The following is a 12,547-nucleotide window of genomic DNA, read 5'->3' as shown; positions in this document are numbered from 1 at the left end:
GGTACTACGGCTGTTGAGACACTGTGCCACATTAGTTGCAAGGCGCAAAGCACATTTATTTCCGCCCCGGTACGGGGGGTTTGGCCGCGCGGTGACCGGGAGGGGACTGTGTCCGAACCGGTTGGATACGCCCCGCTGGCTGTCGTGGAACCGTGGCGTTTGATGAATGAGTTACAACCGGTGAACCTGACGCGGCCTGTTGCGCTGCGCTGACTTGCTCTTGTTGGCGTTGTTCCGTGTCTGCCCGCACCGCCGCCAGTTTGTCATCGACCAAACTGGCAACGCGCAAAAAATTCTCTTTGCTCTCCGGGGTAACTCGCTGCAGTTTTTCCGTTAGGCGGATCAATGCTGGTTCGTTGGTTTCGGCCGTACGGGACAATTTACTGGCAAAAAGGGCCGTTTCGGCAAAATTATGATCCGCCGCCTTGCCAATCGACGGGGCAAACGTCCGGGCGACCAAATCCACGCCAAAATTTTCAATCGCCAGAAAAAAGTCCAAATCACTGCTCACCAGCATCCGCCCACGGGCGTCGCTATGGTATTTGCTGCGCAGCAAAATCAACGACCTCCCCCGCACGGTGCGCGGATACAATGGCCCGGTGTAGGACCCTTCCGAATAAATCACCTGCAACTCATCGCTGCTGGCCAATAGCTCGACCGATCCTTTGGTCCCTTCACCATCCTGGACCTGAAAAACTCCTTGCCCCACGCGATCCATGACCATTTTTGTCACGCCCAGCGTGGTCCACATATTGACCACCAACTCGGGATTTCGAATGAGATGCAAGTACAAATCAGGTTCGCAATCAATGGTTTGCCGGGGTAAGCGGCGGTACAGGCTGACGTCTTCGAGCACGGAAGAGACTTTTTTTTGTGCCGCGGGAGTAAATCGGATGGAGGTGAGCACCTTGGTGGCGGCATCCCGCGCCGCGGCGCTGGTCGTGGCAACCCGTGGATCTTCGGCGGGAGTCGCGGCATTTAATACTGGTAACGAGAGTCCCGCCGCGTAACAGCCGAGCACCCACACACATCCCCAGGCGCGCAACCGCGCGTAATAGTCCGACAATGCCATAATCCCCCCCGGAACAGGCAACAACCATCGTAGACAAGCCACAGTCAAACTCTGACGGTCAAGCCGTCTTTGAGGTTTATTCGGCCAGCCGCGCGCGGGGACCATAACCTTTTTCCCTTCAACCGCGACTTTCCGCCGTAACTCCTTACAAATGCTCTTGTTAGAAGTTGACCCGGCGGGGATAATCCGCCGATTTTTCCCTCAGCCAGTCCAGACTTGCCACAATTCAGCCAGCCTGGGAAGCCTGGGCAATTTGGAAATATTGCAAAACTTGCCACCCATCTCTTGCCAGCCATGAAACCCGCACTCTCTCCCCCTCAGTCAGTCACGGCTAAAAGCGCGGCGACCGCTTTGGCCGCGAGCGCCTTGGGTGTCTCTCCGCGGTCTGAAACTCCCCCCAAATTTTTACGGCGGGAACTGTGGGGACTAATCTGTTGCGCGGGATTATTGGTTGCGGGAGGAGGAACCCTGGTCTATGAAACCTACGCTCCGTGGGATCGAGCCCAGCGATTTGCATCACAAATACCTGGATTTTCCAGTGGAGAATACCCCCGGGCCCTGCGAGAGTTATTGGACTCTGGGGCAGCGGGCAGACATTACGCGCTAAATTTTTTAGGCCATCAAGAGTTACCGTTACGCCAGGCGGCACGTAATACCTGGGAAGAAACGTTATTAACCTGGCAACGGGAGCATTTGGCTTTGCCGGCGGATTTTGCCAGCTTGCTAGCGGAATTGCCGAATCACTTGTCCAAAATTCCGCCCGGGGAACGCTCTGACTGGAACGCGCATGTGGATTTATGGCTGGCTGTGAGTCGCTTGCCCGCGTCTGCGCAAACCGTAACAGAGTCTCGTTACCTAGCGGAAAAATGGTTACTTAACTGGAGGACCGAAACCGCAACCCTACTTGCTAACCATCCCCCGGTAAGCCAGCCAGAAACCGATATTGCCGAACCGCAGCTGTTGCTCGAGGAATCTTCCCTTAAAAGCACTCAGTCTATCGGGGAATTACTCCCCAATGACGGAACGGGTGAGTTTGCGGATACTGGAATGAATGAAAGAAAGGCACAGTTCAGTAAAAATGGAGATGCGGGGTCAGGAACTGCCCAGGCCCCCTCCCCTTTGCCTGCATTTGCCGCCAATGCACCCTTAGTGTTGGGAAACCCTATCAACAATGATGCCGGTATTGCCTTAACCCATGATCAGAATTCAAGTGATCAAGATTCAGGATTAGCCGAAGCAGCCACTTCTCCGGCCCTTCCCGAGACTACATCGCCACCAGACCGAACGGCAATTGCTGAACCTGGTTTATTAACCGCGGCGACGGGAGGGCAGAATGACATTCCTCCTCCTCCGCGCACGATAGCGGACGTGGCCCCATTACTGCGACTTGTATCGGCGATAGAACGCTGGCGGGAGACCACTCAAGGGGATCGGGCGACCTTGGGCAACGCCTATCAGGTGCAGGGGTGGCTGCCAGCGGAGATCGCTTTGTGGGAACTGTATTGTTGTGGCAAACCCAGCGAAGTCATCGCCAAGGTGCAAAACCTGCCTAGCCAAACCGAGATCGATCCCGCGTTATGGCTGCGGGTGTTCTCCCAGCATCCATCGCCGGAAGTACGTAAAGCGTCTTATTCCTGGCTATGTACGGCTCCGGATGCGGTAACCAGGCAGTGGTTGCGGGAGCGTCAAGCTTCCGAAGGGGATGAGAATGTGCGGCGTTGGCTAGAAAATAGCCTGCAAGCCGCTGATCCCCGCGCGAGCGGGGCAGTGCGGCGGTAAGTGGTGATGAATTGTCAAATCCGCGTGAAAAATTCAAAAAATTGTAACAGCCGAGGGAAAATCCCACTCTTGAAGGCATCCCCCGCCACCTATCGGATTGGCCCCCCGCAGGTTAGGATAAACTAACGGTCTTTTGCGGCGGCGTGGGGCTGGTGGCCTGTTTTTTACGGGGATTTATTGGGTCTAAGGTATGGCTCTTCCATTTTTAGTGACAGGGGCGGCGGGTTTTATCGCCTCCAATGTCTGTAAAATCTTGCTCGACCAGGGGGAAACCGTCGTCGGGATTGATAACCTGAGTGACGCTTATGATCCCCAGCTTAAGGAATGGCGGCTGGCCCAACTGCGCCAGCACCCCCACTTTCATTATTTTCCGACTGATATTAGCGACTTTTTTGCCGTAAAAACACTTTTTGAGCAATACGCCGCCGCCCCCTCCGCAGCCAGCGGTGTTCCCTTTGCCGCGGTGCTGAATCTGGCCGCGCGCGCGGGGGTTCGTCCCTCGGTCCGTGATCCTTGGATTTACTTCAAAGTGAACACGGACGGCACGCTGAATTTGCTGGAGTTATGTCGCAAATTCGGGGTAAAAAAGTTTGTGCTCTCTTCCACGTCATCCCTGTACGGCGGCAAAAATCCGATTCCCTTTGCCGAGGATGCCGATACCAACTGTCCTCTCTCGCCGTATGCCGCCTCGAAAAAAGCGGCCGAAGCCATCGCCTACACCTACCATCACCTGCACAAACTGGATATCACCGTCCTGCGGTATTTCACGGTCTATGGCCCGGCGGGCCGCCCCGACATGAGCGTCTTTCGGTTTATCCGTTGGATCGCCCGCGGCGAGGCGATTACCGTCTTTGGCGATGGGAGCCAATCCCGCGACTTTACCTTTGTCGAGGATATCGCCCGGGGAACCGTGGCCGCCGCCCGTCCCCTAGGCTATCAGGTCATCAACCTGGGTGGGGATGAACCGGCCAAATTGCTGGATGTCATTTACGAATTGGCCAAATTGCTGGATAAAACTCCCCAACTGGTCTTTAAACCCGCGCATCCCGCCGATGTGCCCGCCACTTGGGCAAATATTGGCCAAGCAGAGAAGCTGCTGGATTGGCGGCCCACGGTTCCCCTGGCCGAGGGGCTGCGCCGCACGGTCGAGTGGTACCGGCAAAATCAAGAATTAGCCGACCGGCTGGACTTGGGCGAGATATAATTGGCCACTATGCCAGCACTCCCCTTTCAACTGCCGATTCTTGCCGATACTTCCGCCGCCGACGGTGGAAGCCGCGGCAATTCCCCTTCCAGCGGGACAGAAGCTCCCCATCCCGCGCGCAGCCGGGGGGATTTTTTTTCGATTGAGCGACCGGGGACTCCGCTGGCACTAGCGGCAACCCAGCCATTGCCGATGAACCGGACAGAGATGCAGGCCCGGGGCTGGGACGAGGTGGATGTCGTCTTTGTGACCGGGGACGCTTATGTGGATCATCCCAGCTTTGCCATGGCATTGGTGGGGAGACTGCTCGAGAGCGAAGGGCTGCGGGTGGCAATTCTGAGCCAGCCGGATTGGCAGACATGCAACGCCTGGCGCGAGTTTGGCCAGCCGCGACTGTTTTTTGCCATCAGCGCTGGAAACATGGACTCGATGATCAATCATTATACGGCCAATCGCAAGGTCCGTAATGACGACGCGTACTCTCCCGGAGGCGCCATTGGTCGGCGGCCCGACCGGGCAACCTTGGCGTACTGCCAGCGAGCCCGGGAGGCGTACAAAGGAGTGCCAATCATCGCGGGGGGCGTGGAGGCCAGTTTGCGGCGGTTAGCGCATTATGATTACTGGTCGGACAAAGTGCGGCGGCCGATTTTACTCGATTGTAAGGCGGATTTGTTGGTCTTTGGCATGGGGGAGCGGCCGATTCTGGAAATTGCAGCGCGGCTGCGCGCGGGAAAAAGCGTGGCCGAATGCCACGATATTCGCGGTGTGGCGTATCGACTGGGGGCCAAAGCGGCGGCGGCCTTTGCTGAAGATCTTTCCCCCGTAACGGCGAGTTTTACTCGCCGCGAATCCCCAGCACCGGCAAATTCCACTCCCCCTGTAACGGCGAGTTTTACTCGCCGCGAGTCCCCAGTACCGGCTAATTCCACTCCCCCTGCTCCCCCCGTAACGGCGAGTTTTTCTCGCCCAGTACCTCCCGTAGCGGCGAGTTCCACTCGCCGCGAATCCCCCGTACCGGCGAGTTCCACTCGCTACGAATCTACCTCATCCCTCCATCCCCCTCGCCCAACCAGTTCAGACAACCTCTGGCCCGGCACGATCCGTTTGCCCGATGTCCGGACGGTCCAAAGTGATCCGCTGGAATTTTGTCGGATGACGCGGATCAGCCACCAAGAGACCAATCCGTACAATGCCAAACGGCTGGTGCAATATGACGGGGCGGAGGCGGTGGTGGTCAATCCCCCCGCGTATCCGCTGTTACAGTCCGAGATGGATCGCGTGTACGGCTTACCGTTTACCCGGCGGCCCCATCCCGCCTATGGCGGCCAGAAAATCCCCGCTTGGGATGTGATTCGCACTAGCGTGCAGATCATGCGCGGCTGCTTTGGCGGCTGTACCTTTTGTAGTATCACCGCCCACGAGGGGCGCATCATCCAAAGCCGCTCGGCGGATTCCGTAATAGCGGAAATACGCAAAATGGCCGCCGAGCCCGACTTTACCGGTGTGATTAGCGACATTGGCGGACCGACCGCCAATATGTACGAAATGCAATGCACCCGTCCCGAAGTCGAGGCCAAATGCCGCCGACTGAGTTGCGTGCACCCCACGATTTGCAAGCTCTTGGGGACGGATCATGGGCCGCTGGTCCAATTGATGCGCGACGCCCGTTCAGAACCTGGCGTGCGCAAGGTGCTGGTCGCCAGCGGCATTCGCATGGATCTGGCCCGTCGTGATCCGGTGTATATGCGGGAACTGGCGCAACATCATGTGGGGGGGTACCTCAAGGTCGCGCCGGAACACACCAGCCCCGCCGTGCTGGATCTGATGAAAAAGCCCAGCGCTGAGGACTTTGTGGAGTTTGGAAAGGAGTTCAAATCCGCCAGCGCGGCCGTGGGCAAAAAGCAGTATTTGGTGCCGTATTTCATCGCCAGCCATCCCGGCAGCGATCTGGCGGCGATGATCGATTTGGCGTTGTTCCTCAAGCGTAATCATTATCAACCGGACCAGGTGCAGGACTTTATCCCCAGTCCGTTTGACATTGCCGCGTGCATGTACCACACGGGGCTGGATCCCTTTACGCTTAAACCAGTGGCCATTGCCAAGCATCTGCGCGACCGCAAGCTCCAGCGGGCGTTGTTGCAGTTTTTTAAGCCGGAAAATTATTTTGAAGTGCGGCAGGCCCTGGAGCAGGCGGGGAGGCAAGATTTGATTGGCGATGGCTGTGATTGCTTGATCCCGGCCCGCGCTCCCAAAGAGGCTCTCAACCAGCGACGCAAAAAAGCCAATCAGGACCTGCGCGAGCAAACCTCTGGCGATCACATTCGCGGCGGCCCAGGCGAAAAAACGGGTGGCGGTCTCGCGTCGCGAACCACTCCATCAGCCGCGGCCGGCGGTTACCGCCCCCATCGTAAAACGCAGCGACGACCCAACCGGGGCGGGAAATAGTCTCCTCAGCCCACCCCTTTCCATGCGCTTCACCACCGCCCGATTGCTGATGACTGTCAGTGGCATCATCCTGGGGCTCTACGTCCTGACGCAATTCGTGCTGACCCATATCGCGCTCCCCGCTAGCTTGGGCAGCTCTTGGAACCTTCCCCTGGATGAGGACAAGGTGCTGCATTTTCTAGCCTATGGGGGGTTGGGCCTGATTGCCGGTGCCTGGTGGTCCTGGGGCCGCATGCCCACCCTGGCACAATTTTTGGCGCTCGGCGGGATTTTGATCGCTTACGCGGCACTGGATGAAATCACCCAGATTCCCGTGGGCCGACATGCCGACGTGGTCGATTGGTTGTTTGACGTGGCCGGTATTATCAGCGGATTGCTAGTGGTCTGGCTCATATGGCGGACGGGACCGGATTGGCTTTCGTCGACCACGCCCCCGGGGATACCCCTGCCGCGCATGTCCACCAATTGGAAGCGCCTGCGCTATAATTGGCGGGAAAAATTTACTAAAAATTTGGCGAAGGAGGTCGATACAACCGCAAATCCAACGCCTGAAAATATTGAATCGTCTGCCGCAACCCCTCGCGCAAAGTGACCCGCGGTTCCCAGTTGAGCAGGCGTTTGGCCAGCGAGATATCCGGCTGCCGACGCGCGGGATCGTCGATCGGCCGGGGTTGGTGGATCAGCTTGAGGGGCCGGCCCAACAGTTCCCCCACCAGTTCCGCCAATTCCTTGATCGTGAATTCGCCGGGATTGCCCAGGTTGACCGGTCCCGCATAGTCCGTTTCGCAGTTCATCAGGCGGATGAGTCCCTCGACCAGATCATCCCGATAACAAAACGAGCGGGTTTGCAGCCCGTCGCCAAAAATGGTGATTGATTCTCCCGCGACTGCCTGGCGAATAAAGTTTGACACGACCCGCCCATCATAGGGATGCATGCGGGGGCCATACGTGTTAAAGATGCGCGGGATGCAGACCCGCACGCCGTTCATGCGGTGATAATCCATGCAGAGGGCCTCGGCGGCCCGTTTTCCCTCGTCATAACAGGCCCGCGGACCGATGGGATTGACCGAGCCGCGATACGATTCCACCTGGGGATGGATTTCGGGATCGCCATAGACTTCGCTGGTGCTGGCCTGCAGGTACTTGGCCCGGCAGCGCTTGGCCATGCCAAGCAGATTGATCGCCCCCATGACCGACGTTTTCATGGTCTTGATGGGATTAAATTGATAATGTCCCGGCGCTGCGGGGCAAGCCAGATTATAGATTTGGTCGACCTCTAGCCAGATGGGAATGGTGATATCATGGCGGATGAGCTCAAAATTTGGCCGTGGCAACAGGTGCGCGACGTTGGACTTTTGGCTGGTAAAAAAATTATCCAGACAGATAACATCATGTCCCTGGTCTAATAACCGTTCGCACAAATGCGAACCCAGAAAGCCCGCTCCGCCGGTAACCAAAATCCGTTTGAGGTACATGTGCGGGAATGGAAAAGTGGCAAATGTGATAAGCTGGGCCGGCGGACCATGCGCGCCTCGCCGACTGATAACGCTTGTCTCGATGGTGCTAGCACGCGCAGGGCCAGCGCTGGCAAAAAAACGTGCTTGACGTCAACAATCGACCCTTAGTACAGTTTGGCCCGGCATTGCAGCGCGGCCCGGACGGCCCCGCGTCCGGTTGTCTCCCCTTTATTATCCTCCAGGCGGCAATTATGTCGACAGCGATTCCCCAAACTTGGTTCCCCCCGCGGCGCGGTCTGTTGCTGTTCGCGCTTTGGTTGGGCGTGGCGGTTTACGCACAGGCGGATGATTTTCGCGTGGATTCGCGCGTTTACCAAGGAAAAGACGAAACACCATTTGCCGAAAACCTGACAATTTTTCGCGGCGGGCAAATCTATGATTTTCAAGAACAAGGTTCGGAAATCACGCTTTACGCGCCGCGATTGGGGCGAATTATTTTGCTGGATAAACAACGAGGCGTCAAAGCCGAAATCACCCCGGCGCAATTGGAAAAATTTTGCGTCGATCTTAAACTGCTAGCGGAAAAAACCACCGATCCCGCGCGAAAATTTTTGCTGACGGGCCAATTTGAAAACACCCCCGCTCCTTCCGCCGCTAACGCCGAAGGGGACGCGGATCCTGTTCCGCAGCGCGTCTTTCAAAGCCCCTACATCACCTATCAGGTGCAAACCTTTACGCCGCGAGGGCAAGCCATCCCCGCCCAATATCGCGAGTTCAGCGACCTTTCGGCCCAGCTCAACGCCCTTTTGAAACGTAGTTGGCCCCCCTTTGCCCGGATGCAGGTCAACGCCGCCCTGGCCGCCGAGGGGACCGTACCGACCAAAGTGACGCTGCTCATTCCCAGCCAGTCGTTTTTGGGTGGAAAAAACCTGCATTACCGCAGCGAGCACGAATACCTCAACCGACTAGCCGACTCCGACCAACAGCGTATCGCCGAAGCGGAAGAATTGGTGGGAAGCTGCCGCTTGGTGGCGGTCGGTGAATATCTGCAAAAAAAGTAGGATAAACGTACCGGCGAGCTTTGCTCGCCGAGAAAGCCTTAGCCACTTGCCGCTAACGCGTATTGGTTGGCCATCATGATGCCGCTGACCATGCTCCCCACGATCCCCACCCAGCCTTGGTCGGTCCCGCAGACATAAAGTCCCGGGATCGGCGTTTGTCCGCTGGCCAGCTTTTCTGGCAGGCCATATACCGCGCCATTGTCATGGCCGGTAAAGCGGCGTATTGTCGTCGGCGTGAACATATCCGTGGCGATCACCCGGGGCCGAAAATCCGGTACAAAACGGACCGCGCTGGCGACCATTTGCTCGTACCAGGTTTGTTTGGCCCCCGCATAAGCCGCCGGTTCCAGCGACGCCCAATGATCAAAGTTTGCCAGGGCCGTGATCCGCATGATTCCTTCCGGCAGGTCTCCCTCGGCATAGGCATAGTTGTTGGGCGAGCAAATCACCCCGCTGCGCACATCGGCCAGAGCGGACAATGGACGGGCATAATCAAAGATCGGGCTATCATTAAAAAAGACAATCGTATCGTTATAGCCCAGGTCGCGGGGCTGGCAGTCCAGGACCGAGATGCTTTCGATGAATGTCAAGTCTCCCGGATGACCGGCGGCCAATGGGTGGGAATGGTCCCGCGTATCGACTTGAGAGCCATCGCCAATATCCGCGCACAGCCGCGCGGTTTCGTGCCAACCAGCGGACGAGAGCACCATCTTTGTGGAAAGTTGCGTCCCATCGTCGAGCGTCACGCCGACCACGCGATTTTCCACAAGGTTGATTTTTGACACCCCCGTGCGCAGCCGCAGTTCCCCCCCCAATTCCTTAAAGCGGCGGGTTAACAGTTTCAGGATAACACGCACGCCATCCCGGGGGCGGGCAAAACCCTCCAGCAGCACGCTGCGAAACATGATCGCAAATTGCCCCCAATCCATGTCGTGCGCCCGGGCCGAGCCATAGTACATCAGCGGGCAAAAAAGCATTTCCCGCAACAGCGGGTCGCGCAGATACTCGGCCACTCGGGCCCGCGCGCTGATGGTGGACAACTCGGGGCGCAGATCGTCATAGTCGGGCAGATCCGCCATCAAGCGCCGTAGGCCGTCCACTTCGCCGGGAAAGGCATGGGCGACTTCTTCGACCAGCAAAGCTGGATCATTACAAAAGCGCAAGCGACAATCGGGAAAGGCAATCGCGGAACCTAACTGCGGGGCAAGTTCCAGATCTTCCCAGGAAAATCGCAGTTGTCGCAACAACCGGGCCAGGGGGCCTTTTTTTGTGCCGCGGGGAGTGAAATTTGTCACTGCGTGCAGGCCGACATCATAATTTCTGCCCGCTAGGCGATAAAACGAATTTAGCCCGCCAATCGTGGTGTGCCGCTCGAGAATCGCGACCCGCAAGCCAAAATGCGCACACCGAATCCCCGCCGCCAAGCCCGACATTCCCGCGCCAATAATCAGGCAATCGTACATACTCACGGAGCCACGGGGCTATCCGCTCTCCTGGTAATCGAACAACCGATGGGAGAAACCACGGACTAGGAGATATCCTTCATCAGGGGTTCCAAATACTGGACGGTCCCCGCCATGGTGGCCAGGTGGGGGTAATCCTCCTCGGGGATTTGGATGCGGTAACGCTTGCGCAGCTCCATCACAATATCCAAAAAGTCCATGCTGTCCAGTTCCATCTGCTCGCGAAACGCGACGCTATCGTTTAGCTGGCTGAGGTCTTCATCGGGCACAATATCCGACAAAATCTCCAAAATGACGTTGCGTATCGCTGCGGCCTGCATGCCGGAAATCTCCAAAAAAACTCGCGGGTAACTTGTCAAAAAAAATGAATAAAGTCCTAGTGATTTCCATCCAGGGGGGAATGTACTAAGTTCCCGAATTTACGTCGGAGGACCAGCGCTTGATAATCACCACCGAGTTGATTCCCAACATGCCGAACGAATTATTAAGGATGTAATTCACTTGGGGAACCTCGCGCGGCTGATTTATGACCAACCCCGGGAGGGCACATTCGGGATCAAGCTGCGTGACGTTAATCGTGGGGTGTACCAGGCGATCAGTAAATGACGGCAAATTACCAGCCAGCTCCAGGGTTCCCGCCGCTCCCATCGCGTGGCCGATAAAACTTTTGGTATTGTTAATCCAGGTTTTTTCGCTCTCACCAAACACATTTCGCAGGGCCTGGCATTCATGGATGTCGCCAGCCGTCGTGCCGGTGGCATGCGTGCTGACAATGTCGATCTGCTCCGGACGCAAATTTGCCCGCCGCAACGCCCCCCGCACACATTCTTCCTGCCGTTGGGGATTGGGCAAGACCGGATCGGTCGCGTCGCTATTGATCGCGTACCCCACTAATTCGCCATATATGGTGGCTCCGCGGGAAAGCGCGTCACGGTACCGCTCCAGCAGGTACACACAACCCCCCTCCGCCACCACAATCCCGTTCCGGGCCAAATCAAACGGTCGACTGGCTTGGGCGGGATCGGTATGGCTGGCCAAGGCCCCTTGGCTTTGGAAACCAGCAAAGATACCAAAAGTGTGGATACTTTCCGAGACCCCACCCGCAAACGCCACGTCAATTTCGCCTAATTGCAGTTGCTGCGCCCCCTGGATCAGCCCGGCGTTTCCCGCCGCGCAGGCCGCCCCGATCGTATAGTGCGGTCCGGTAATCCCCAGGTTAAGCGTCACCTCGCCCGCGGGATTGTTGGCCACCGTCCGGGGGTTGTGGTGGTGGGTCCAAAATTTCACGTCATAGTTGAATTGTGATAAATTATAGACCTCGGTCTCGGTTTCGACATTACCGTGCTCCGTGATCCCCAAATAGACTCCTACCCTCGATTTATCCAGCTTTTCCCAGTTGATGCGGCTATCCGCCAAGGCCTCTTGGGCACAATAAATGGCAATGCTTCCCGCGCGAGTACCGCGACGCAAATCTTTCTTTTTTTGGTACCGCAGTTCGTCGAAATGACAAATCCCCGCCAAGGTCGCCCCTATATAGCGAATTTCGTACGGGGAAACTCCGGAACGGCCATTTAATAAAGCCTGGCGAAATTCAGCCAGGGAATTGCCATTAGGGGCGGTCAAACCGATACCCGTTATCACAATACGCCAATCATCAGGCTGGGGCAGGTTGGGCATGGCGACAGAAAGCTATAAAAATGAGCAAAGAGAATTGAGCGTATCGGTTAGGCTGGGCACAAGCAAGCGGCTATGGACGGTGCTTATGGGAAAATACCCGAAATGGGTATCCAGAACCTCTTTTGGGTGGCGAACGGTCGCAAATAGCGATTTTGGCGATTTGGGTAATTTAGGGTTAGGATTTGATGAGGCAAACATATTTTGCAACCTAACTACAAAAGGTGCATTGAGCGAAAATCTTAGATATCTGAAAATAGCGGCCTGTAACAAAAAGAGTTTATTCGCCTTAAGTTTTTTATTGATAAGAACATAGGTCAAAAAACAACGTTGTCTTACGCGTCTTGATTCTGCTAAATAACTTAACAAGGCCACCTGTCAGGTTGTCTGGT

11 protein-coding genes are annotated in these 12,547 nt (G+C 56.7%); 6 read left to right on the top strand and 5 right to left on the bottom strand.

What is annotated here, in order from left to right:
- Positions 1 to 55: 55 nt before the first annotated feature.
- Positions 56 to 1,072 (bottom strand): hypothetical protein, encoded by a 1,017-nt coding sequence (locus SFX18_09280; GenBank protein ID MDX1963333.1) that lies wholly within the window; start codon positions 1,070 to 1,072, stop codon positions 56 to 58.
- 294 nt (positions 1,073 to 1,366) lie between these two features.
- On the opposite strand from SFX18_09280, the gene SFX18_09275 reads away from it, so the two are divergent.
- The 4 genes from SFX18_09275 to SFX18_09260 all read left to right on the top strand — a co-directional run bounded on the left by SFX18_09275 (position 1,367) and on the right by SFX18_09260 (position 7,092).
- Positions 1,367 to 2,851 (top strand): hypothetical protein, encoded by a 1,485-nt coding sequence (locus SFX18_09275; GenBank protein MDX1963332.1) that lies wholly within the window; start codon positions 1,367 to 1,369, stop codon positions 2,849 to 2,851.
- Between the two features lie 190 nt (positions 2,852 to 3,041).
- A complete protein-coding gene (locus SFX18_09270) occupies positions 3,042 to 4,055 on the top strand; it encodes a GDP-mannose 4,6-dehydratase (GenBank protein MDX1963331.1) in 1,014 nt (337 codons plus the stop codon).
- A 9-nt stretch (positions 4,056 to 4,064) separates the two neighbouring features.
- Positions 4,065 to 6,500 carry a YgiQ family radical SAM protein gene (locus tag SFX18_09265; protein ID MDX1963330.1) on the top strand — a complete coding sequence of 812 codons (2,436 nt, stop codon included), beginning with the start codon at positions 4,065 to 4,067 and terminating at the stop codon, positions 6,498 to 6,500.
- A gap of 22 nt (positions 6,501 to 6,522) precedes the next feature.
- Complete coding sequence (locus SFX18_09260) at positions 6,523 to 7,092, top strand: VanZ family protein (GenBank protein MDX1963329.1); 570 nt, start codon at positions 6,523 to 6,525, stop codon at positions 7,090 to 7,092.
- Here the strand turns inward: SFX18_09260 and SFX18_09255 are convergent.
- Positions 7,004 to 7,975, bottom strand: coding sequence for a UDP-glucuronic acid decarboxylase family protein (locus SFX18_09255; protein ID MDX1963328.1), 972 nt, complete (start codon positions 7,973 to 7,975; stop codon positions 7,004 to 7,006). The genes SFX18_09260 and SFX18_09255 overlap by 89 nt on opposite strands.
- 122 nt (positions 7,976 to 8,097) lie before the next feature.
- On the opposite strand from SFX18_09255, the gene SFX18_09250 reads away from it, so the two are divergent.
- Positions 8,098 to 9,018, top strand: coding sequence for a hypothetical protein (locus SFX18_09250; GenBank protein ID MDX1963327.1), 921 nt, complete (start codon positions 8,098 to 8,100; stop codon positions 9,016 to 9,018).
- Positions 9,019 to 9,056: 38 nt separating this feature from the next.
- Here the strand turns inward: SFX18_09250 and SFX18_09245 are convergent, their stop codons facing one another.
- The 3 genes from SFX18_09245 to SFX18_09235 all read right to left on the bottom strand — a co-directional run bounded on the left by SFX18_09245 (position 9,057) and on the right by SFX18_09235 (position 12,158).
- Positions 9,057 to 10,481: an NAD(P)/FAD-dependent oxidoreductase gene (locus tag SFX18_09245; protein ID MDX1963326.1), complete on the bottom strand. Its 1,425-nt coding sequence runs from the start codon at positions 10,479 to 10,481 to the stop codon at positions 9,057 to 9,059.
- Between the two features lie 65 nt (positions 10,482 to 10,546).
- Positions 10,547 to 10,801, bottom strand: a complete 255-nt coding sequence (locus SFX18_09240) for an acyl carrier protein (GenBank protein ID MDX1963325.1) — start codon at positions 10,799 to 10,801, stop codon at positions 10,547 to 10,549.
- Positions 10,802 to 10,886: 85 nt separating this feature from the next.
- Complete coding sequence (locus SFX18_09235; protein MDX1963324.1) at positions 10,887 to 12,158, bottom strand: beta-ketoacyl-[acyl-carrier-protein] synthase family protein; 1,272 nt, start codon at positions 12,156 to 12,158, stop codon at positions 10,887 to 10,889.
- Between SFX18_09235 and SFX18_09230 the strand changes: the two genes are divergently transcribed.
- Positions 12,157 to 12,471 carry a hypothetical protein gene (locus SFX18_09230; GenBank protein ID MDX1963323.1) on the top strand — a complete coding sequence of 105 codons (315 nt, stop codon included), beginning with the start codon at positions 12,157 to 12,159 and terminating at the stop codon, positions 12,469 to 12,471. The genes SFX18_09235 and SFX18_09230 overlap by 2 nt on opposite strands.
- Positions 12,472 to 12,547 lie beyond the last annotated feature (76 nt).

It is taken from the genome of Pirellulales bacterium (genome assembly GCA_033762255.1).
In the GTDB taxonomy this organism is placed as follows: domain Bacteria; phylum Planctomycetota; class Planctomycetia; order Pirellulales; family JALHPA01; genus JANRLT01.
This window is presented reverse-complemented; position numbering and strand designations above follow the sequence as displayed.

Coding starts and splice junctions, on each gene's coding strand:
- SFX18_09280 (MDX1963333.1), bottom strand. CDS start 1,072: ATGGCATTGTCGGACTATTACGCGCGGTTGCGCGCCTGGGGATGTGTG.
- SFX18_09275 (MDX1963332.1), top strand. CDS start 1,367: ATGAAACCCGCACTCTCTCCCCCTCAGTCAGTCACGGCTAAAAGCGCG.
- SFX18_09270 (MDX1963331.1), top strand. CDS start 3,042: ATGGCTCTTCCATTTTTAGTGACAGGGGCGGCGGGTTTTATCGCCTCC.
- SFX18_09265 (MDX1963330.1), top strand. CDS start 4,065: ATGCCAGCACTCCCCTTTCAACTGCCGATTCTTGCCGATACTTCCGCC.
- SFX18_09260 (MDX1963329.1), top strand. CDS start 6,523: ATGCGCTTCACCACCGCCCGATTGCTGATGACTGTCAGTGGCATCATC.
- SFX18_09255 (MDX1963328.1), bottom strand. CDS start 7,975: ATGTACCTCAAACGGATTTTGGTTACCGGCGGAGCGGGCTTTCTGGGT.
- SFX18_09245 (MDX1963326.1), bottom strand. CDS start 10,481: ATGTACGATTGCCTGATTATTGGCGCGGGAATGTCGGGCTTGGCGGCG.
- SFX18_09240 (MDX1963325.1), bottom strand. CDS start 10,801: ATGCAGGCCGCAGCGATACGCAACGTCATTTTGGAGATTTTGTCGGAT.
- SFX18_09230 (MDX1963323.1), top strand. CDS start 12,157: ATGGCGACAGAAAGCTATAAAAATGAGCAAAGAGAATTGAGCGTATCG.
- SFX18_09235 (MDX1963324.1), bottom strand. CDS start 12,158: ATGCCCAACCTGCCCCAGCCTGATGATTGGCGTATTGTGATAACGGGT.